The 20,673-nt window shown below is 70.6% G+C and carries 19 protein-coding genes and 2 tRNA genes; 5 read left to right on the top strand and 16 right to left on the bottom strand.

Features of this window, described 5'->3' with window-relative positions:
- Positions 1–354 precede the first annotated feature (354 nt).
- Entirely contained in the window at positions 355–1,674 is a 1,320-nt protein-coding gene (locus tag OG718_RS35435; RefSeq protein WP_328846070.1) for a cytochrome b/b6 domain-containing protein, read from the top strand.
- Positions 1,674–3,296, top strand: a complete 1,623-nt coding sequence (locus OG718_RS35430; protein WP_143632085.1) for an NADH-quinone oxidoreductase subunit NuoF family protein — start codon at positions 1,674–1,676, stop codon at positions 3,294–3,296. Before OG718_RS35435 ends, OG718_RS35430 begins: the two co-directional genes overlap by 1 nt.
- Before the next feature lie 136 nt (positions 3,297–3,432).
- On the opposite strand, the gene OG718_RS35425 is transcribed toward OG718_RS35430, so the two are convergent.
- The 4 genes from OG718_RS35425 to OG718_RS35410 all read right to left on the bottom strand — a co-directional run bounded on the left by OG718_RS35425 (position 3,433) and on the right by OG718_RS35410 (position 5,921).
- Positions 3,433–3,505 (bottom strand) — tRNA-Ala (locus tag OG718_RS35425).
- A gap of 457 nt (positions 3,506–3,962) precedes the next feature.
- A complete protein-coding gene (locus tag OG718_RS35420) occupies positions 3,963–4,196 on the bottom strand; it encodes a hypothetical protein (RefSeq protein ID WP_010986886.1) in 234 nt (77 codons plus the stop codon).
- 3 nt (positions 4,197–4,199) lie between these two features.
- Positions 4,200–4,373, bottom strand: coding sequence for a hypothetical protein (locus OG718_RS35415; protein WP_186000988.1), 174 nt, complete (start codon positions 4,371–4,373; stop codon positions 4,200–4,202).
- Positions 4,374–4,439: 66 nt separating this feature from the next.
- On the bottom strand, positions 4,440–5,921 hold the full coding sequence (locus OG718_RS35410; protein ID WP_328846069.1) for an MFS transporter: 1,482 nt from the start codon (positions 5,919–5,921) through the stop codon (positions 4,440–4,442).
- Positions 5,922–6,015: 94 nt separating this feature from the next.
- Here OG718_RS35410 and OG718_RS35405 point away from each other — a divergent pair, with 94 nt between their 5' ends.
- Positions 6,016–6,936, top strand: coding sequence for a helix-turn-helix transcriptional regulator (locus tag OG718_RS35405; RefSeq protein WP_328846068.1), 921 nt, complete (start codon positions 6,016–6,018; stop codon positions 6,934–6,936).
- A gap of 4 nt (positions 6,937–6,940) precedes the next feature.
- On the opposite strand, the gene OG718_RS35400 is transcribed toward OG718_RS35405, so the two are convergent.
- The 7 genes from OG718_RS35400 to OG718_RS35370 form a co-directional block, all read right to left on the bottom strand.
- Positions 6,941–7,013 (bottom strand) — tRNA-Ala (locus OG718_RS35400).
- Positions 7,014–7,228: 215 nt separating this feature from the next.
- The gene (locus OG718_RS35395) at positions 7,229–7,888 is read right to left on the bottom strand and encodes a histidine phosphatase family protein (RefSeq protein ID WP_143632893.1); all 660 of its coding nucleotides are present in this window, start codon (positions 7,886–7,888) and stop codon (positions 7,229–7,231) included.
- Between the two features lie 38 nt (positions 7,889–7,926).
- Complete coding sequence (gene rsfS, locus OG718_RS35390) at positions 7,927–8,373, bottom strand: ribosome silencing factor (protein WP_143632088.1); 447 nt, start codon at positions 8,371–8,373, stop codon at positions 7,927–7,929.
- Positions 8,374–8,740: 367 nt separating this feature from the next.
- A complete protein-coding gene (locus tag OG718_RS35385) occupies positions 8,741–10,522 on the bottom strand; it encodes an LCP family protein (RefSeq protein WP_143632089.1) in 1,782 nt (593 codons plus the stop codon).
- A gap of 16 nt (positions 10,523–10,538) precedes the next feature.
- Positions 10,539–11,213, bottom strand: a complete 675-nt coding sequence (gene nadD, locus OG718_RS35380; protein WP_143632091.1) for a nicotinate-nucleotide adenylyltransferase — start codon at positions 11,211–11,213, stop codon at positions 10,539–10,541.
- A 47-nt stretch (positions 11,214–11,260) separates the two neighbouring features.
- Positions 11,261–11,425, bottom strand: a complete 165-nt coding sequence (locus OG718_RS35375) for a hypothetical protein (RefSeq protein ID WP_186000990.1) — start codon at positions 11,423–11,425, stop codon at positions 11,261–11,263.
- Between the two features lie 193 nt (positions 11,426–11,618).
- Complete coding sequence (locus OG718_RS35370; protein WP_186000991.1) at positions 11,619–11,774, bottom strand: hypothetical protein; 156 nt, start codon at positions 11,772–11,774, stop codon at positions 11,619–11,621.
- A gap of 101 nt (positions 11,775–11,875) precedes the next feature.
- Here OG718_RS35370 and OG718_RS35365 point away from each other — a divergent pair, with 101 nt between their 5' ends.
- Positions 11,876–12,997, top strand: coding sequence for a M48 family metallopeptidase (locus OG718_RS35365; protein ID WP_373466257.1), 1,122 nt, complete (start codon positions 11,876–11,878; stop codon positions 12,995–12,997).
- A 146-nt stretch (positions 12,998–13,143) separates the two neighbouring features.
- Here OG718_RS35365 and OG718_RS35360 read toward each other — a convergent pair whose 3' ends face one another.
- From OG718_RS35360 to proB, 5 genes are all read right to left on the bottom strand, one after another.
- Entirely contained in the window at positions 13,144–14,211 is a 1,068-nt protein-coding gene (locus OG718_RS35360) for an SCO2583 family membrane protein (protein ID WP_143632094.1), read from the bottom strand.
- A 77-nt stretch (positions 14,212–14,288) separates the two neighbouring features.
- Positions 14,289–14,879: an SCO2584 family spore wall biosynthesis protein gene (locus OG718_RS35355; RefSeq protein ID WP_443055196.1), complete on the bottom strand. Its 591-nt coding sequence runs from the start codon at positions 14,877–14,879 to the stop codon at positions 14,289–14,291.
- Positions 14,880–15,111: 232 nt separating this feature from the next.
- The gene (locus OG718_RS35350; RefSeq protein WP_143632098.1) at positions 15,112–16,398 is read right to left on the bottom strand and encodes a glutamate-5-semialdehyde dehydrogenase; all 1,287 of its coding nucleotides are present in this window, start codon (positions 16,396–16,398) and stop codon (positions 15,112–15,114) included.
- A 74-nt stretch (positions 16,399–16,472) separates the two neighbouring features.
- Positions 16,473–16,931 (bottom strand): hypothetical protein, encoded by a 459-nt coding sequence (locus tag OG718_RS35345; RefSeq protein ID WP_055610583.1) that lies wholly within the window; start codon positions 16,929–16,931, stop codon positions 16,473–16,475.
- Positions 16,932–17,070: 139 nt separating this feature from the next.
- Complete coding sequence (proB, locus tag OG718_RS35340; RefSeq protein ID WP_306943649.1) at positions 17,071–18,177, bottom strand: glutamate 5-kinase; 1,107 nt, start codon at positions 18,175–18,177, stop codon at positions 17,071–17,073.
- Between the two features lie 383 nt (positions 18,178–18,560).
- Here proB and OG718_RS35335 point away from each other — a divergent pair, with 383 nt between their 5' ends.
- A complete protein-coding gene (locus OG718_RS35335; RefSeq protein WP_328846066.1) occupies positions 18,561–20,645 on the top strand; it encodes a hypothetical protein in 2,085 nt (694 codons plus the stop codon).
- The last annotated feature ends 28 nt before the right edge of the window (positions 20,646–20,673 follow it).

The raw sequence follows: 20,673 nt of genomic DNA, 5'->3' as shown, positions 1-20,673 counted from the left end.
CAGGAGGGGGCGCCGCGCCGATGCCGGTCGCGGTTTTCCGGCGACCGGGATTGATCAGCGCGGCTCACTAAGCAGAAGGCGTACGGCACGCATGGCGTCAGGGTACCGCAGCGGCCGAGCGGACCGCGACGCGCTTTCGGCTACGCTGCGGCACTGCGTGTCACGTCCGCGCCAGGTCGACAGAAGTTGAACAAGAGTCAAAAGTTACTTCGCGTAAGGGCCTCTAAGGGACATCACAACTCCCTCACTGCCCTTTGATAACAGCGCAATAACTCAAACCTCGTACCCCTCGGTATGGCTCGACCTAGAGTGCGGCAGCGGGACCGCTTTCCCGAACTGTTCGGAGTTGCCCCCATGAACTCTCGCCGTAACAACAGCACACTCGCCCAGCCGAGCCGATCGGTCCGGGGCGGAGTGACGGCTGCCGCTTTGCTGCTGATACCCCTAGTCGTCGTGGTCGGAGGTGACGGATTCCGTGAATTCCTCAACTTCGGCGCGGGCGTTCTGTCGCTCGTGTCCCTCACCCTCTCGGTGCTCTGGGGGCTCGTCGCGACCGACCGGGTCTTCCTCAACACACGCCAGAGGCTGATAGCCCAGGCCGTGCACAGGAGTACGGCGGTGGCCTCGGTCGGCTTCCTGCTGCTGCACATCTCGGTCAAGCTCGTGCTCGACCACACCTCGGCGATCGCGGTCGTGATCCCCTTCGGCCTCGGCGTCACCGGCACCAACGGGCTCATCGGTTTCGGCACCCTGGCCGGCCTCCTGATGGTCGTCACGGCCCTCACCGGCGCGCTGCGCAGCGCCTTCTCGTCCCCCGTGCACGTCGCCGGTCGCTGGCGCGCGTTGCACATGCTGGCCTACCCCGCCTGGTGCTCGGCCCTGATCCACGGCCTCTTCGCCGGGCGCGAGGCGCAGCCTGTCTTCGTGATCCTGTACAGCCTGGCCCTGGTCGCCGTCATGGGCGCACTGCTCCTGCGGTCGGCCCCCCTGTCGTTCAAGCGGAAGGTCGCCAGGCGCGTCCTGTCCCTGCTCGACAGCGGCAACCGGTCCTACCGCGAAGAGCCCGGGGCACGCCGTGCCGCGGACGCCTCGCTGCCCGGCGGCGGTCGGCCCGGCTTCCCGGACATGGCGGTTCCCTCGCAGCGGACGTCGTCCCCGTCCGGGTCGTACGCGTCGCCGCAGCGCTCCGCCCTCCAGGACTCGGCGTCCTTCACGGACACCGGATCCCTCACGGACACCGGCGGCTTCGCCGCCGCCTACCGGGCCGTCAACACCCCGCGCGCGCAGGACCCGCTGATGCCCGACCCCACCCAGCGCATGCAGCCGATGGACATGCAGGCCACGGAGGCGATGCCGCGCGTCGACGGCAACTCCGGCCCCCGCTGGCCGGCCCCGTCCCCGCCGCTCTACGAGGCCCCGCCGCGCCCCGCCGGGACACCGACGTACGACACCGGGACCATCCCCACATACGACGCGAACGGCATGTACGACACCGGCGCCGTCCCCACGTACGGCACAAGTGATGTGTACGACACCGGTGAGACGAACGACCCCCTCGGTACGTACAACCCGAACGACATGTACAACAGCGGTCCCGCCACTGAAACGCAGCCCGGTTCCTACGAGGCACCCAGCAACGGCGAACCCTGGAACGCGCCTTCCGGAGGCTTTTAGTGAACGAGGCCCTTCCCGACGTCCCCGAAGTCCGAGTGGTGGGCCTTCCCCAGCTCACCTCCGGTTTCGATCTCGTCGAGAGACTCGACCTGCCCATGCACCTGAAGGTGCACGGACCGCTCGAGCCGATGGGCGGAGAGCAGCTCGCGCAGCTCTCCGAACGCATCAACCTGAAGGGCCGCGGCGGCGCGGGCTTCCCGTTCCACAAGAAACTGCGGTCGGTCGCCGAGGCGGCCATCCGCCGCGGTGTACGTCCCGTGGTCGTCGTCAACGGAAGCGAGGACGAGCCCGCCTGCCGCAAGGACACGGTGATGATCAACCGTGCCCCGCACCTGATCCTGGACGGCGCCCTGCTGGTCGCCGAGGCGCTGGGCGCACGCACCCTGGTCGTCGGTGTGACCCGTGAGTCCACGCAGCGGTCGATGGAGGCGGCGCTCTCCGAGCGCGGGCTGACCAACCGGCGCGGAGCGACCATCCGCGCGCGCGTGCAGCGCAATCCGGTGCGCATGGTGACCGGAGCGGCGGCCTCCCTCGTCCGCTCCATCGACGGCGGTCCCGCGATCCCGCCCGGCCGCAAGACCAGCGCCTCGCAGAACGGTGTCGGCGGCGCGCCCACCCTGCTGTCGAACGCCGAGACGTTCGCCCAGCTGGCGATCGCCGCGCGCATCGGCGCCGAGCGCTACGGCAACACCGGCCTGTACGACGAGCCCGGCACGGTCATGCTCACCGTCTCCGGAGCGGTCGCCCGCCCGATGGTGATCGAGGCCCCCACCGGCGTACCGCTGCGGTACATCCTGCAGCTGGCCGGCGCCCCGCCGATGCCGCAGGGCGTGCTGACCGGCGGGTACCACGGCAAGTGGCTGGACTCCGCGACGGTCAACGAGGCGATCGTCTCGCGCAACTCCCTCGACGCGGTGGGCGGTGCGCTCGGAGCGGGCGCGATCCTGCCGATCAGCACGGCGACCTGCCCGCTCGGCGAGTCGCTGCGAGTGGCGCAGTGGCTGGCGGAGGAGAGCGCGGGACAGTGCGGTCCCTGCTACCTCGGACTGCCCGCCGCGGCACGCGGCATGGAGGACATCCTCAACGGCGGCGGCCCGGCCGCCCTGGAGGCACTCAAGCAGGTCGCCAACGCCGTGAAGCGGCGCGGCGCGTGCTCACACCCGGACGGCTCCGCGATGTTCCTGGAGTCGACCATCAAGGCGTTCACGGACGACCTGGCCGCGCATGTCCTCGGCAACGGCTGCGGACGGCCCGTGGAGGGCGTTCTGCCGCTCTTCGAGGGCGGCCAGCAGCCCACCGGCATCCCGGGCGGCCAGCCGGAGCAGGAGCAGGGTCCCAGCCGCCAGAAGATCTACGTCGACTGGACGCTGTGCCGCGGACACGGCCTGTGCGCGGACATTCTCCCGGAGGTCTTCCAGCTGGGCGCCGACGGCTTCCCGACCGTCGCGCAGGCGGGGGTGCCCCGGTACGCGGAGGCGAAGGCGCTGCGCGCCGTACGCCGCTGCCCGGCGCTCGCGCTGCGCCTCGAGGAGGACACCCGCGGAGCGGCTCCCCGCCAGAACCTCCCCGCCGTACGCGAGGGCGGTGGCGGTGGCCGCCGCGCCCTGGGCCGCGGCCGCTGACACACCGGCGGCCCGGGAGACCGGGCCGCCCAACCGCACACAGGAGACAGTGCAGGGGACCGGCGCAAGAGACGGCAAAAGCGAGCCAATGCAAAAGGCGGGCCATCCTTATCGGATGACCCGCCTTCATCTGCTGTGGAGCTAAGGAGATTTGAACTCCTGACCCCCTGCATGCCATGCAGGTGCTCTACCAACTGAGCTATAGCCCCTCGCGGTGTTCCACCGGGCTTCCCCGGCGGCGACGCCAACATTACCGGTCCCCCCGGTGCACCACCAAATCGTTTCCGGTACGCCCGGACAGGCCGAATGGTCACGGTGGACAGCGCCGGCTTCCGACCCGTTCACCGCGCGGGGAGGCCCGCCCCGCTGCTGCGCACCCCGGAGCCGGGCCTCTGTGGCCGTCTGAGCGGCGCTCACCGCCGCCGTGGGGACTGGCCGGTCGCCGTGCCGCGGAACCGCGTGGAGGGCGTGCCTGGGCCGTCGTCGCCCGGGCCACGACGGCGCTGGTCTTCTCCTCGCACACATCGTGTCGGGTGTCACACCGGCCCGACGGCTCGAACCGCGGCAGGGTGGCGTCGGGTTGACGTTGTCGGCCCTCTACGAAGAGGCCACTTTCACGTTGCCGGCCATGACCGGGGTCACCGTGTGGCGATACCCCGGTCGGCGTCAGGCAGTGGCGAAGGAATAGAACCGCTTGAGCGTGCAGTGCTCGTCGAGGAGTCGGCCGTAGATCGGCTCGCCCTCCAGCTCGCGGTACGTCTCGATCGGGTCGCCTTTTATGATCAGCGCCCGAGCGCACTCCTCGCACCAGTACTGGTAGTCGTGGTTGACCGGCTCCATGTCGCGCACGATGGGCGTACCACTGCCGCACCAATCGCACTTGCGCCTGTGTGCACCCATCGATCAGCTCCAGCTGTGGCCGCAGGCCGTGCACACGTAGGAAATTCCGCCGCTGTCGCCGAGAAGCAGGGCGACGTGGGCCGAACCGCAGGAAGGGCAGTCGAGGCGGGTGATCCTGTCCCGTATCACCTCGGATCCGGGAAGGTCGTCGACCTCCCCGAGGATGCTCGCAGGCATCGCCACTCCCTCCCGTCGGGCCGCCCCTTCCGGCCGTTTGATTCTGCCACGGCCGGACCAATACGGTCAGCGACGCCTTCGTACCAGTCCGGACACGGCACCCGTCGCGGCGGTCGCGGCCAGCGCGAACATGCAGACGAGAAGCGCGTCCGAAGAGGTATACGCCCCCGAGGCCCCAAGTGACTCAAGCCGATTCAAGAAGAGTGTGCCGAACACCGCGACACCGATCAGCTGACCGAGCTGGGTGACCGTGGCGAGCAGGCCGCTGGCGTCCGCCGCGTCCTCGGGGCGCACGGTGGCGAGCGCCCGCGTGAGAGTGGGACTGAAGCCGAGCGCGAGCCCTGTGCCGACGCCTGCGAACGCCACGTACAGCCAGAAGCCGGCCCCGTGGCCGTCCCGCAGCGCCAGGCCCGCGCCCGCGACGGAGACCGCTGCGAGCGCGAACCCGGCCGGGATCAGGGCGCGTTGCCAGGAGGCGGGCCACCCGCGCCAGGTCAGCCCGACCAGACCGAAGACCACGGCGGTCGGTGCGAAAGTGAGTCCCGCACGCAGCGCGCTGAAGCCGAGGCCGCCCTGGACGTGCAGGGTGAGCGCGAACAGGAAGCCTCCGTTGACCGCCATCACGGCCATGATCCGGAAGACCGCGAGCCCCATGCCGGGGTGGCGCAGCACCCTGGGCGCGATCAGTGGGGTGCCACCTCGCCGGGCGAGCCGGGACTCGTACGCGCAGAACAGGACGAAGGCGACCGCGGCGGCCGCGAGTGACAGCCAGGACCACAGGGGCCAGTCCTCCTCCTGCCCGAGCACCAGCGGCACCGTGAGCAGCGACACGGCCGCACCCAGGAGCACCAGGCCCGGCAGGTCGAGCCGGTGCGAGCGCTCCGGGGCGCGTGCGTCGTCGCGCGGCAGGACCCGTGCGCCGAGCGCCAGCAGTACGAGGCCCACGGGCACGTTCACCAGGAAGACCGGGCGCCAGCCCGTGCCGAACAGATCCGCGCTGACCAGGACCCCGCCGACCACCTGTCCGGCCGCGGCGCCGGTCGCGAGGACCGCCGAGTACAGGCCGAGGGCCCTGCCCCTGGCCTCGCCGGTGAAGTTCCGCTGGATGAGGCTGAGGACCTGCGGGATCATCACGGCCGAGCCGGCTCCCTGGATCAGCCGGAAGGCGATCAACTCGCCCGTGCCCTGGGCGAGTCCGCAGGCGAGCGAGGCCGTCGTGAACAGCGCGAGGCCGGCCAGGTAGACGCGGCGGTGGCCGAGCAGGTCGCCCAGGCGGGCGCCGGTGATCAGCAGGACGGAGTACGAGATGGCGTATCCGGCGACCACCAGCTGCAATTCGGCGCCCGAGGCGTGGAGTTCGGCACCGATGGTGAGGACCGCGACATTGACGATGAAGACGTCGAGGAGCGCCATGAACTGGGCGGCGAGGACGATCGCGAGCAGGTGGCCGGGGCGTTTGTCAGTGCCGGGAGTTTTACTTGGGGCAGGCTTTGGTCCGGGGCCTGATCCGGGTACGGAGTCCGGGCCCGCGGGGGTTGTCGTCGTCATGGCATCGAGCGTGGGGGCGGACGGGTACGGGTGCGGAGAGCCCGCTGATGCTGGTACTGACAGCACCTGGCAGGGGTTGGGTCCGGGGTCGACGATGGGGGATGTGACGACGATGGCCACGACACAGCGGCGTCGGCCGGAGCTGGCCGCCTTCCTGCGGAGCAGACGGGCGAGGGTGACACCGGCCGATGTGGGCATGCCGCCGGGTCTGCGCCGCCGCACGCCCGGGCTGCGGCGCGAGGAGGTGGCACAGCTGTCGGGGGTCGGCGTCACCTGGTACACGTGGCTGGAGCAGGGACGGCCGATCAACGCGTCACCGCAGGTGCTGGACGCCGTGGCACGCACGCTGCGGCTCGACCAGCCGGAGCGCGAGCATCTGTACGACCTGGCGGAGGTGCCGTACACGCACGGCTTCGAGTCGACCGCGCTGGCCGTGGGTCCGGAGGTCCAGGAGATAGTCGACGCCCTCGACCCGAGCCCGGCGGTGGTCTACAACGCGCGGTACGACATCCTCGCGACCAACCCTGCCTACCGGGACGTGTTCTTCGTGCCGGAGACGCGCCCGGCCGGCGGTGGCGTCCGCAACGCGCTGTGGACGCTGTTCACGGCCTCGGAGGAGGACTGCCCGCTGGTGTTCCGGGAGAGCGAGCTGCCGGTGATGGTGGCGACACTGCGGGCCGTGTACGGGAGACATGTCGGCGAGCCCGGGTGGGAGGACTTCATACGCAGGCTGTCGGAGGTCAGCGGAGACTTCGCCCGGCTGTGGCGGAACGGGGACGTGGCGCCGCCGGGACCACGCGTGAAGACGTTCCGGCACGTGGCGGTGGGCGAGTTGCGGATGACGTCGGTGTCGATGTCGGTCGACGGGATGCCGGAGTGCCGGGTCGTGGTCTACCGGCCGGCCGACGAGGAGACGAGTACGCGGGCGGCGCGGCTGAGGGAGATCCGGCGGCAGCGGAGGGCACGAAAAATCCCGCCCCCTGATGGGAACGGGATCATCGATCTGTGGAGCTGATCTGTGGAGCTAAGGAGAATTGAACTCCTGACCTCCTGCATGCCATGCAGGCGCTCTACCAACTGAGCTATAGCCCCTCGCGGTGTCCGACCCGACTTCCCGGCGGCGGAACAAGAAGAACTTTAGCCTGCGACCAGCCGGAAAGTGAAATCCGGTCCCGCGGGGCACAGAGGGCCGGACAGAAGGCCCGCCGACGTGCCCTTCGAGCGCCCCGCGACGGCTTGCGCCGGACGCCACGAGCGCCTCGAAGGAGCGGCCCGGCCGGAAGCCCGAAAGGCTTCCGGCGAAGCGCCTAGTCGTCGTCTCCCAGCACCGGCTCCGGCAGTGTCCCCGCGTTGTGTTCCAGCAGTCGCCAGCCGCGGGCGCCCTCGCCGAGGACGGACCAGCAGCAGTTGGAGAGGCCCCCGAGGCTCTCCCAGTGCTGGGACTCCAGGCCGAGGAGGCGGCCGATGGTGGTGCGGATCGTGCCGCCGTGGCTGACGACCACGAGCGTGCCGTCGTCGGGGAGCTTGTCGGCGTGCCGGAGCACCACGGGGGCCGCGCGGTCGGCGACCTCGGTCTCCAGTTCGCCGCCGCCCCGGCGCACCGGCTCGCCGCGCTTCCACGCCGCGTACTGGTCGCCGAACCGCGCGATGATCTCCTCGTGCGTCAGGCCCTGCCAGACGCCCGCGTACGTCTCGCGCAGGCCCTCGTCGTGGGTGATGTCGAGGCCGGTGAGTTCCGCCAGCTCAGCGGCCGTGTACGCCGCCCGCTTCAGGTCCGAGGCGACGATCGCGTCGGGCTTCAGGGAGGCGAGCAGCCGGGCGGCGCGGCGGGCCTGGCCCACGCCGGTCTCGGTGAGCTCGACGTCCGTCGTGCCCTGGAAGCGGCGCTCCACGTTCCACAGCGTCTGGCCGTGGCGCCACAGGATGACGCGGCGCCCCCGGCCGGCCTTCTTCCCGGCCTCGGACAGCGGCCTGCCGTCCGGCGCCGGATGCCCCGCCCCGGCGGTCACCGCAGCTCTCCGCGCAGCTCGGCGGCGTCCTCCGCGTCCTGGAGCTCGGCGTGCTCGGCGCCCTTGCCGCGCGTGGCCTTCGCGTCCGCGGGCAGGTCGAGCTCGGGGCAGTCCTTCCAGAGCCGCTCCAGCGCGTAGAACACCCGCTCCTCGCTGTGCTGGACGTGCACCACGATGTCGACGTAGTCGAGCAGGATCCAGCGGGCGTCGCGGTCGCCCTCGCGGCGCACCGGCTTCGTGCCGAGCTCCTTGTTCAGCCGCTCCTCGATCTCGTCGACGATCGACTTGACCTGGCGGTCGTTGGGCGCGGAGGCCAGCAGGAAGGCGTCCGTGATCGACAGCACGTCGCTGACGTCGTACGCGATGATGTCGTGCGCGAGCTTGTCGGCGGCCGCTTGCGCGGCGGTGGTGATGAGCTCGATAGAGCGGTCAGTGGCGGTCACTACAAGGCTTTCCGTAGACGGTCAGGAGTCCCCGAGGGGTGGGGCCTGTTCGGCGGATCATGCCGGAGACGCGGGGTCTGGCACGCGCGTCCGCGCTTGCCGGACGCCGTCGCACTCCTCCGGCCTGCTCCGCCGGGCAGGCCCCACCCCAAGGGTCTCACGGACCGCCGACAGCACCCCACGCCATTAACCGATCACGCCGCGGGCCCTCCCGGGTCCGCCGGACCACACCCGGGCACGCCCAGTGCCGGTACGGGCTGTCCGCGCCGGGTGCCTGCAGCAGTGCCCGTGCCGGTGTCTGCGCCGAGTGCCCGGCCCACCGCGCGGCCCGGGCACCCCGGAAGGCACCGCCCGTCACCCCGGTCCGTCACCCGCCCGACTGACCCGCCGAGCCACCCACCTTGTAGTCCTGGCCCAGTACGACCGACACATCCGCGTTCGACGTGGTCTTGCCCTTCTTCACCGAACTCGTCGGCAGGCCGAGCGTCTTGGCGACCTCCACCGCGTCCTCCTTCTTCGCGGCGTCGGCGTATGTGATCTGGGACACGGCCTGGGCGGCATCGGTCTCGCCGCCGTCGACGAAGGTGTAGCCGCCGTTCAGCAGGACGACCCGGGCCTGTTCGGTGGCGTCCTTGTCCCCCGTCGAGTTGCGGATGCCGACCTGGACGGCCGCGCCCTTCTCGGGGCTCTTCGCGGCGCCGCCGAGCACGTCCTTGACCACGCTGTCGCTGGCCTGCGCGCTGAGCCTGCCGTCCGTCTGGACCGGCAGCAGCGCCGTCTTGTAGTCGCCGCCCTTGGCATGGTCGGCGAGCTTGGCCAGGAACGCGCCCAGGTCCTTGTCGCTCAGCGAGGGGTCGAGGATCTGCGCGAGCGTCTGCACGGTGGTCGTCGCGGCCTGCGGGTCCGACGACAGCTTGCGCAGCACTCCCTGCATGACCTGGCCGAACCGCTCCAGCTGGGCGTTCTGCGCCTCCCCCGAGGCTCGGTACGTGGCGTACGCGACGGCCATCTTGCCGCTCAGCGTCTGCTCGTCGCCCTTCTTGACGAGGGGCGCCTCGCCCTTCTTCTTCGCGTCCGGGTCCGGCACGTCCGCGTTGGTGTCGATGTCGATGTTGCCGACGAGTTCGACGAGGTTGTTGAGGTACGGGGTGTCGAGGCGCCAGGTGCCCTCGATGTCCGTCCCGAGCACCGTGTCCATCTCGTCGCGCGTCCCGGAGGACCCGTCGTCGTCGACCGACTTGGCGAGCGTGGTCGTGGTGCCGTTGTCGTCCGTCAGGGCAAGCGAGTTGGGCAGCAGGACGGTGGTGCCCTGCTTGGTGGTGGTGTTGTTGACGAGCAGTGCCGTCGAGGTGCCGCCGCCCTTGGTGTTGTGCAGGTGGACGACGATCACGTCGCGGTTCTGGGCGCCGCCGGCGGTGGTCGTCCCGGATGCCGACTCGGACGACGTGCCCGGCAGCCTGCCGTCGTACCAGAGGTAGCCGACCCCGCCGACCGCGACCAGCGCGAGCACCACGACCAGGGCGACGACACGGCCGCGCGCCCGGCGCTTGGCCTCCTCGCGCCGCTCGGTGCGGTTCTCGGTGAACTTCAGCCAGTCGATGACGTCTTCGGAGTCCTCGGGCTGCTCCTCGACGAAGGCGAACTGCTCGGTCCGGTAGTCGCGTTCGCCTTGCGGCCCGTCGCCCTGCGGCCCGTCCTCCGGCGGCTCCGGGGCCTGGGCGGGGCGCGCCTGCTGCGGGATGTAGGCGGTCTGCTCCGCGACGTGTGCCTGCTGCTGACCGGTGTCATAGGGAGCCACAGGTTGCTGCTGACCCGTGTCATACGACACCACGGGCGACGCCTGCTGCCCCTGCTGGCCCATCGCGTACGGGTCGTACCCGTACCCCTGCCCGTATCCCTGACCCTGCTGGTCCTGGTGGCCTTGCTGCCCCTGGTACGCCTGCTGTCCCTGCTGTCCTTGCCCGTATCCCTGCGACTGCCCCCCGTAGGGGTCGTACGAGCCGTACTCCTGCTGGGCCTGAGAGGCCCCGGGAGCTTGGGGAGTCTGGGAAGGTGACGGCACCTGCCGGTACACAGGCTGCCCGAACTCGTCGTAGCCGACGAGCTCGTACTGGTCGCCCCCGTACCCAGCGTCGTATCGGTCGTTCACCGGTGCCCCTCTCGGCTCACTCGCCGCGGTACAGCTCTCGCTTGTCGATGTAGCGCACCACACCGTCCGGCACCAGATACCAGACCGGGTCGCCCTTCGCGACCCTGGCACGGCAGTCTGTGGACGAGATGGCGAGCGCGGGGACCTCGACGAGCGAGACACCGCCCTCCGGCAGACCGGTGTCGGTCAATATGTGGCCGGGCCGGGTGACCCCGATGAAGTGCGCGAGGGAGAACAGTTCTTCGGCGTCGCGCCAGGTGAGGATCTGACCGAGTGCGTCGGCGCCGGTGATGAAGAAGAGGTCCGCGTCGGGGTTCAGCACCCGCAGATCGCGCAGCGTGTCCGTGGTGTAGGTCGGGCCGCCGCGGTCGATGTCGATGCGGCTCACGGAGAACTGCGGGTTCTCGGCGGTCGCGATGACCGTCATCAGGTAGCGGTCCTCGGCCGGGGAGACCTTGCGGTCGCTCTTCTGCCACGGCTGTCCGGTCGGCACGAACACCACCTCGTCGAGGTGGAACTGCGCGGCGACCTCGCTGGCCGCCACGAGGTGCCCGTGGTGGATCGGGTCAAACGTTCCGCCCATGACACCGAGGCGGCGCTTTCCCGGGTTCGACGGACCCCTTCCGGGGCCGCGCCGTGCGCTGCGCGCCGTACCGCCCGCCGGACCGGTAGGCATGTCCTGCTCTCCCATGCGTGCAGACCCTACCGGCCCCGACGACGGGTCCGGTCGCGCGGGCGTCAGCGGTCCCGGTTGAAGCGGGTGGTGATCCACAGCAGCAGCATCAGGATGAAGAAGGCCCCGCCGCCGGTCAGGTAGGGGCTGAGGCTCTCGTGGTTGCCGCCGTGCTCCTCGCCCTCGGCGGCGAATGTGACCAACTGGGCAGCGGTGCTGTGGAAGCTCATCTTCGGCAGGACCTATCCGGTGTGGGCGGGATGCGGGATAAAGACTTCCGCACATCGTAAGCGGGGGCTGTCGCCGGTATCACTCCGACTCCGCCGTCAGGACCGCCCGGCGTCCGCCGAGAGATCCTTCCCCCCTTCTCAACCTTCCGGAACCTTCCGCGGGTCTAAGTGGTCGGGAACCTTCCGCCCGGCCTCACTCGTCCCGTTTGTAGCCGCGCAGAAGGAACCAGGCAGTCAGCACACAGCCGACGACCATCACGATCAGCACGACACGGAGGAGATTCCCCGCCCCTTGCTGTTGGGCGGCGCTCGCGGCCTCGGTGAGCCAGGGCTCGGGGAGATGCTCCATGACGTACGACTCCTTCGCTGTACTGCCCGTCCACGGTATCTCCGCCTAGGCTGGGCCCCGTCTTGGGGGCTCAGAAGGCAATCAAACGCATGGGGGACCACATGCCAGAAGAAAGCCACGAGAACGTACCGAGCAGGCAGCGCCGGCGCTTCGAGGGGATCTCCTCCCGGGCGTACGAACACCCGGCGGACCGCTCGGCCCTGGTCGCCCTGCGCAAGCTCAGCGGCTTCGACACCGTTTTCAAGGCGCTCAGCGGCCTGCTCCCGGAGCGCAGTCTGAGGCTGCTGTTCCTGTCGGACTCGGTGCGCGTCTCGGACGCCCAGTTCGCGCACCTGAACGTCATGCTGCGCGACGCCTGTTACATCCTGGACCTGGAGAAGGTCCCGCCGATGTACGTCAACCAGGACCCGCAGCCGAACGCGATGTGCATCGGTCTGGACGAGCCGATCATCGTCGTCACCACCGGCCTCGTGGAGCTGCTCGACGAGGAGGAGATGCGGGCGGTCATCGGCCACGAGGTGGGCCACGCGCTGTCCGGCCACTCCGTCTACCGCACGATCCTGCTCTTCCTGACCAGCCTCGCCCTGCGAGTGGCGTGGATCCCGCTCGGCAACCTCGCGATCATGGCGATCGTGACCGCCCTGCGTGAGTGGTTCCGCAAGTCCGAGCTGTCCGCGGACCGCGCCGGTCTCCTGGTCGGTCAGGACCTGAAGGCGTCGATGCGCGGCCTGATGAAGATCGCGGGCGGCAACCACCTGCACGAGATGAACGTGGACGCGTTCCTCGCCCAGGCCGAGGAGTACGAGGCCGGCGGCGACCTCCGCGACTCGGTGCTCAAGATCCTCAACGTCATGCCCCGCTCCCACCCCTTCACCACGGTCCGGGCGGCCGAGCTGAAGAAGTGGGCCGAGTCCCGCGACTACCAGCGGATCATGGACGGCCACTACCCGCGCCGGGACGAGGACGGGGACACCTCGGTCACGGACTCCTTCCGCCAGTCGGCGGCCAGCTACGCGACGGACGTCAAGAACTCGAAGGACCCGCTGATGAAGCTGGTCAGCGACATCGCGGGCGGCGCGGGCGACCTCGGCGGCCGGGTCCGGCGCGGCTTCGGCGGCTTCGCGACCGGCGCCGGAGGCGCGAGCAGCAGCTCCCCCACGGACCAGCCGCCCACCGACCGCCCGGACGACGAAAGCCCCAACGGAAGCAACGGCACGGTCTGAGTCCGGGCTCTCCGCGGCCCCGGAAGCCCGGGGCCGGCCCGAGCCCGGGCCGCCGCGACCCCGGAGCCGAAACCACAGCCGGGGCGGAGTCGAAAAGTCGGTCCCGGAACCGCAGCCGGGCCGGAGCCGAGGAGTCGGAGCCGGAACTACAGCTTCGGCTGGGCGCTGGCCGCCAGTGAGCCGCACAGCGACGTGGCGCTGCCCGTCGCGTACGGGTCGGTGCCGGCCGGGCCGCCCGCCTTGGCCGTCTCGCCCGCGAGCAGCGGGCGCAGATGGTTCGTCGCGTCCTCGGCGCAGGCCAGCGGCCCGGCCTGGACGTACGAGACGACCAGCTCTGTCTGGTGCATGCGCAGGTCGTCACGGTCGAACCGGAAGTGCAGCTCGCGTCGCACGGTGAACAGCGAGGCCTTGGCCTTCTCGTCCGAGCCGGTCGGCCGCAGGGCGTAGACGAAGGTGTGGTCGGCGCTGACCTCAAGGGTGTCGGAGTCGGTCTCGGCGGCCGACAGCGTGCCCTGCACCCGGATCCCGCTGTCGGCCAGCTCCGCCTGGTTGGGGTCGAAGCGGACCAGCCAGCCGGTGGGCGCGTGCCGCCCGTCCGCGGTGGGCCGCTCGAAGCTCTGGTCGAACTGGTCGAGCTGCTGCGGGTCGAGCCGTATCCGCACGGACCGGGTGGCGCCGCCGGTGAGGACGTCCGGGTCGAGCGAGGACTCGACGAGGTAGTCCTTCGCCGTGGTCAGCGCGGTGACGACCTGGCTGTCGGAGAAGTGGGCGGTGCGCCGGGAGGCGGGCAGCGTGATGCCCTCGGCGCCGATGCGGAACTGGTCGGCCGGGCTGTGCGCGTACAGCGACTCGATGTCGGTGGAGCCGGGCACGGCGTTCTGCGGCGCGAGCGGTATCACGGTCATCCGCAGCGGCTCGGGGTGCTTCGCGGCAGGCGTCTGGTACGGATGACGTACGCCCATGTAGATCGCGGTACCGAAGGCCACGGCGATCAGCAGGACGAGGATCAGCGCCTGCCGGGACAGGCCCCGCCGCATCTGTGGACGGCGGCGGACTGCCGGGGCGTGGTCGCCGATCCGCTCCTGTGCGGAGAACTCCTGGAGGCGGGCAGCCCTGACGAACGACTCGTCGAAGACGACGGATCGGTATTCTTCCTCGCCACCACCAGGAGCACCCTCGGGGGTCCCCTCAGGTGGGTCTCCAGGTCCGCCCATACATTCAGAGTAGGTCGCCAGGACCTCAGGTAAACGCCGCGGTACACGACAAGTTCTGACAGGACCTCACGGACGCCCTACGGCGTGCGCGGCACCGCCGAGACGGCTGGCTGGGAATAGTCGGCCGAGGCCGAGGGACCCACTCCGCTTCCCTGTTCGAGGCCTGTGGAGGCGGGCGCCGGGACCTGGTCCCGGCTGCCCGAGGACGCTCCCCGGTAGACCGCGGTGAAAGCGAGCGCGACCATGCCGATTCCCATCACGAGGGCGAGTATCCAGGCGACGGGACGGTGCCAGCGGGCCTGCTTCCCGTACGTCCCGGGGTGGCCGTAGCCGCCGTGCAGGACGTCGCGGTCGTCGAGGTCGTCCAGATCCGGGTCGTGGCCGAAATCAGCACGGCCGTCGGGTCCGAATCCGTCTTCGTAGAACTCGTCGTCGCCGCGTACCCCCCGGGGGTGTGTCTGGCGCGCTTCGGCCTCGGAGGCCTCGGCTCTCGCCTGGGCAGCGGCAAGGAGGCGCTCGACGGCGGTCGGTTCGTGAACCGTGGCCGCCCGTACAAAGGCCTCGTCGAAGACCACGGAGGCGAACTCTTCGTCCGCACCCCCGCGGTCGCGGTCGTCGTCGGGCTCCCAGCCGTCAGGGAACGGCGTGCCCCCCACGTCCTCCGGCACGGATCCAGAGTAGACCGGGGTGGTCAATTTGGGCAGACGGTAAGGAAATTCATCCGCCTGGCGAGACGCTTTCCGGGGAGACCCCCAAACACTCCGTGCGGGGATTTCTCGGCGAGTTCCCCGAGCGCCCCCTCGGCACGTCCCGGAGAGCCCCCCGCCGCGTTCCGGAGAGACCCCGGGCACGCCCCGGGGAGCCCCTTCAGCGGTCCTCGGGGAGCCGGCAGCCCGCTGATCAGCGGCGGATGTGCCCGTCGCCGGTGACGATGTACTTCGTGCTCGTCAGCTCCGGCAGCCCCATCGGCCCCCGCGCGTGCAGCTTCTGCGTGGAGATCCCGATCTCGGCGCCGAAGCCGAACTGGCCGCCGTCGGTGAAGCGCGTGGACGCGTTCACGGCGACCGTCGTGGAGTCGACCAGCTGGGTGAACCGGCGGGCCGCCTGCTGCGAGGTGGTGACGATCGCCTCGGTGTGCCCGGAGCTCCAGAGCCGGATGTGCGCCACGGCCTTGTCGAGCGAGTCGACGACGGCGGCGGCGATGTCGTACGACAGGTACTCGGTGTCCCAGTCCTCGGTCGTGGCCTCGACCACGGTGGCCCTGGAGTCCTTGGCGTACGCGAGGACGCGCTCGTCGGCGTGCACGGTGACACCGGCGTCCGCGAGGGCGTCGAGGGCGCGCGGCAGGAACTCGGGCGCGATGTCCTGGTGGACGAGGAGCGTCTCGGCGGCGTTGCAGACGCTGGGCCGCTGCGCCTTGGAGTTGATCAGGATGTCGATCGCCATGTCGAGGTCGGCGTGCGCGTCGACGTAGACGTGGCAGTTGCCGGTGCCGGTCTCGATGACCGGGACGATGGACTCCTGGACGACCGTCTGGATCAGGGAGGCGCCGCCGCGCGGGATGAGCACGTCGACGAGACCGCGGGCACGCATCAGCTCCCGTACGGACTCCCGGCCCTCGCCCGGCACGAGCTGTACGGCGTCGGCGGGCAGGCCCGAGCCGCCCACCGCGTCGCGCAGGACCCGTACGAGGGCGGTGTTGGACTCGTACGCGGAGGACGAGCCGCGCAGCAGCACCGCGTTGCCGGACTTCAGGCAGAGGGCGGCCGCGTCGACGGTCACGTTCGGGCGGGCCTCGTAGATGATCCCGACCACGCCGAGCGGGACGCGGACCTGGCGCAGGTCGATGCCGTTGGGCAGGGTCGAGCCGCGGACGACCTCGCCGACCGGGTCGGGCAGCGCCACCACGTCCCGTACGTCGGAGGCGATCGCGCGGATCCGCTCGGGGGTGAGCGTCAGCCGGTCGATGACCGACTCGCTGGTGCCGGCCTCACGGGCGCGCTCGACGTCCTTGGCGTTGGCCTCGACGATCTCGCTCGTACGGACCTCCAGCGCGTCCGCGATCGCGAGCAACGCGTCGTCCTTCTCGGCCCGCGGGAGCGGGGCGAGGTCGGCGGCGGCGCCCTTGGCACGGTAGGCGGCCTGGGTGACCGGGGACATCGAGTCGTACGGCGAGAGCGTGGTCATATCCCGCAGGGTAGTGCGCCCGCGAGAGGTGTTCAGCCGTTGTCCCACACCGCGAGACAGGTCCTGAAATGCCCCTAGAAAGGGTGTACGCCCACAGGTGTCGCGGGCAGCGGCCCGTATCCCTCGGCGATGCGCTGGTGGTAGGTCTCGCGGTCGATGACCTCCAGGCCGACGATCTCCCAGGGCGGCAGTTTCGCGGTCTGGCGGTGCTCGCCCCACAGGCGCAGCGCGACCGCGGCGGCGTCGTGCAGGTCGCGGGCCTCTTCCCAGTAGCGGATCTCCGCGTGGTCGTTGGCATAGCGGCTGGTCAGCAGAAAGGGATGGTCGTGGGCGAGCTGTTCAAGACCGCGCCTGACCTCCTTCAGCGGGGCCTCGGCGCCCGAGACGCTGAGCGTGACGTGCCAGAGCCTCGGCAGGTCCTGCGGCTCCTCGACCTCGTAGGTGTCGCCGGCCGCGACGCTGGTGAGGGCCCGCTCCTCGCCGGCCACCCGGGAGCCGACACCACCGCGGGACGCCGCCGCCCCAGGGCGCACTCGTCTCACGACGGCCTCCTTTACGCAATGGGTCCGCTCGGACTGAGGGGGTCTCCCTGAAACAAAGTTGAGCAGGTGGGAAGCCTCCGTGTGACGGTTTTACGGAACGTCCACCGGCGGGGGCCTTCCTTTCGGCCGTTTACGGGTGGAGCAGCACCAGATCGTCCCTGTGTACGACTTCGCGTTCGTACGCGGGACCCAGCTCGCGGGCCAGCTCGTGCGTGGAGCGGCCGATCAGCTGCGGGATCTCCTTGGCGTCGAAGTTCACCAGCCCCCGGGCGACCGCCCGGCCCGCGCTGTCGCGCAGTTCGACGGGATCGCCCGCGGTGAAGTCGCCCTCGACGGCCGCGATGCCGGCCGGCAGCAGTGACGTACGCCGCTCGACGACCGCGCGCACGGCCCCGTCGTCGAGGGTGAGGGCGCCCTGCGGGGTCGACGCGTGCTGGAGCCACAGCAGCCGGTCGGCGGAACGGCGGCCCGTGGCGTGGAAGTACGTGCCGGTGTCCCGGCCCGCGAGGGCGTCCGCGGCGTGCACCGCGCTCGTCAGCACGACGGGAATGCCGGCCGCGGCCGCGATGCGGGCCGCCTCGACCTTGGTGACCATGCCGCCGGTGCCGACGCCGGCCTTGCCCGCGCTGCCGATGTCGACGTGTGCGAGGTCGGCCGGGGTGCGCACCTCCGCTATCCGCGTCGTACCGGGCTTGCTGGGGTCGCCGTCGTACACCCCGTCCACGTCGGAGAGGAGGACCAGCAGGTCGGCGCGGACGAGGTGGGCGACGAGGGCGGCGAGCCGGTCGTTGTCGCCGAAGCGGATCTCGTCCGTGGCGACGGTGTCGTTCTCGTTGACGACCGGCAGGGCGCCCATCGCGAGGAGCTTGTCGAGGGTGCGCGAGGCGTTGCGGTGGTGGGCGCGGCGGCTCATGTCGTCGGAGGTGAGCAGCACCTGGCCGACACGGACGCCGTAGCGGGCGCAGGAGGCGGTGTAGCGGGCGACCAGGAGCCCCTGGCCGACGCTGGCGGCGGCCTGCTGGCGGGCGAGGTCCTTGGGGCGGCGGCGCAGGCCCAGCGGGGCGAGGCCCGCGGCGATGGCACCGGACGAGACGAGGACGATCTCCTTCTCACCGCCGCTGCGGCCCTTGGCGAGGACGTCCACGAGAGCGTCCACACGGTCGGCGTCGAGGCCCCCGGACGCGGTGGTCAGGGACGAGGAGCCCACCTTGACGACGATCCTGCGGGCCTCGGCCACTCCCGGCCTCGCCGCCTGCACTGCCGCCTGCCTTGCCGCTGACACGCTGTACCCCAATGTTCCGACCAGCCCGGTCTGTGCAATCTACGTGACCGAGGGTGGCCGGCGCCGCCGCGTTTCGAGTGGCGGACGGACCCGGGGGCCGTGGGAGACCCGAGTGAGGAAGACGAGAGAACCAGCTCACAGGTTCCAGTCTTTTTAGCCCGAAATACGGTGAATGATCTCACGCAAGATTGCTAGCGGGCCCGCCGAAGTCATACGGTCAGGGATCGGCTTCCCGCTCGCACGAGGATCCGCGAGAAATCGCGGGGATTCGCGAGGCATGACGAGGCCGACCCCCATGCATCCCCCCATCCGTCGCATCCCTCGCAGGAGCCCATTCCGTGCCCTCCGCCGGACTCGCCCCCCGCCGCATCGTGCAGCTCTCGGCGCTGCTCTCGATGTTCGCGCTCTTCACGGCGCAGATCGTCTCCGCTCTGTTGCCGAACGTCCCGGTGTTCATCGCCGCGAGCGCCGCCGGGCTCGCCCTCGACGTGTTCCTGCAGTACCGCGATCCCGGTCTGCTCTCACTCCTGGGCAAGGTCCGCTTCGACGTCACGGTCCGGCAGTTGCTCCGCGACATGCTGATCCTGGTGGGGCTCCTGCGGATCGAGGGCATCAACCCGACGCGCGAGCAGGCACCGCTGCTGGTCGCGCTGTGCCTCTTCTACGCACTGCACTTCGCCTGCCAGGCCGCCGCGGTCGTGGTCCGCCGCACCCGCACGCTGCCGATCGTCACCCGCAACATCGACGCGTCCGCGCTGCGCCTGAGCACGGCGCCGCCGCGCATCCTGGCCCGCCGCCCGGGCCACCGCCTGCTCACCTTCTCGATCCCGACCACGGCCGGCCTGATGGTCACCGCGGCCACCGCGGACGGGTACTGGGGCGCCATCGGCGTCGGCATCGCGCTCGTCCTGATCGGCGGCGGCACGGCCTACCTCGCCACCTGGCTGCTGCCCAAGAAGCGCGCCAAGAGCGAGCAGAAGGTCATGGAGTGGCTGGACAAGTGGCTGGCCGACTACCGGCCGACCGTCGCCATGTACTTCTCGGGCGGTACGACCTCGGCGTACCAGGCGAACATGTGGCTCTCCACGCTCTCCTCGGTCGACGCCAAGCCGCTGATCGTGCTGCGTGAGCGCTTCATGGTCCAGAAGATCGACGCCACGGACGTCCCGGTCATCTGCTTCCCGAAGGTCACGACGATGTTCTCGTTGGAGAACTCGACGCTGAAGATGATGCTGCACCCGGCCAACGCCGCGAAGACCTCGCAGGTCCTGCGCATCCCCACGGTCAAGCACGCCTTCATCAACCACGGCGAGTCCGACAAGCTGTCCTCCTGCAACCCGTACGCGAAGGCGTACGACGAGGTGTGGGTGGCCGGTCCCGCGGCGCGCGAGCGGTACGCGCTCGCCGAGGTCGGCGTCGAGGACAAGGACATCGTGGAGGTCGGCCGCCCGCAGCTGGCGCCGATCCGCCCCTACTCCGGGGCGCCCACGGGTACGTACACGACCGTGCTGTACGCCCCGACGTGGGAGGGCTGGGACGGCAACCCCGGCAACACCTCGGTGGTGCTGGCCGGCGAGAACATCGTGAAGCGGCTGCTCGCCGACGAGGGCGTACGGCTCCTCTACAAGCCGCACCCGATGACCGGTTCCGTCGACCCTCGCGCGGGCGCCGCGAACCAGCGCATCATGGCGATGATCCGCGAGGCCAGCGCCTTGCGGTCGGGCGTCCGTCCCGACGCCGGTGCCGCCGCCGAACTGACGCGCCGCACGGCCGAGTTGGACAAGCTCACGTCCACCGCCTTCCGCGAGAGCGCGGACGAGATGGAGCGGATGCTGCTCCAGGGCGCGCCGCGGGGCGACCGTGAGGCGGCCATCGTCGAGGCCACGCTGGCCTGGGAGAAGGCCTACTGGGCGTCCTTCCCCGAGTGGGAGCACCAGATCATCACGGACGCGCGGCCGGCCATCTTCGCCTGCTTCAACCAGGCGGACCTGCTGATCAGCGATGTCTCGTCGGTCGTCTCCGACTGGCTGTCGAGCGAGAAGCCGTACGCGGTCGCCAACACCTCGGGGATGTCCGAGGCGGCGTTCCGCGCGGGCTTCCCGACCGTGTCAGCGGGCGCCATCCTGACGCCCAAGGCGGGAGGTGTGCCGGCGCTGCTCGAGTCGGTCCGCCACCCGGAGAAGGACCACTTCACGGCGGCCCGTGCCGAGCTCAAGGAGCACCTGCTCGGCCCGTCCGACCCGCCGTCGCTGGCCCGCTTCGACGCGGCGATCGACGACCTCTGCACCAAGGCCGACGAGCGGCGCGTGCGCATGGAGTCCCGCCTCGCCGCGGAGATCCCCGCCCCGCGCTCCGCGAAGGAGGACGCGGCCGAGGAGGCCGCGCAGGACCCGAACGAGGCGGACGACTCCGTCAACGCGTAGCCGCTGCCGCGGGGAGCGAGTAAAAAGT

This window comes from Streptomyces sp. NBC_00258 (assembly GCF_036182465.1).
Classification (GTDB): Bacteria; Actinomycetota; Actinomycetes; order Streptomycetales; family Streptomycetaceae; genus Streptomyces.
Note: the sequence above shows the minus strand (reverse complement) of the source record. Positions and strands in the feature narration are given on the sequence as shown.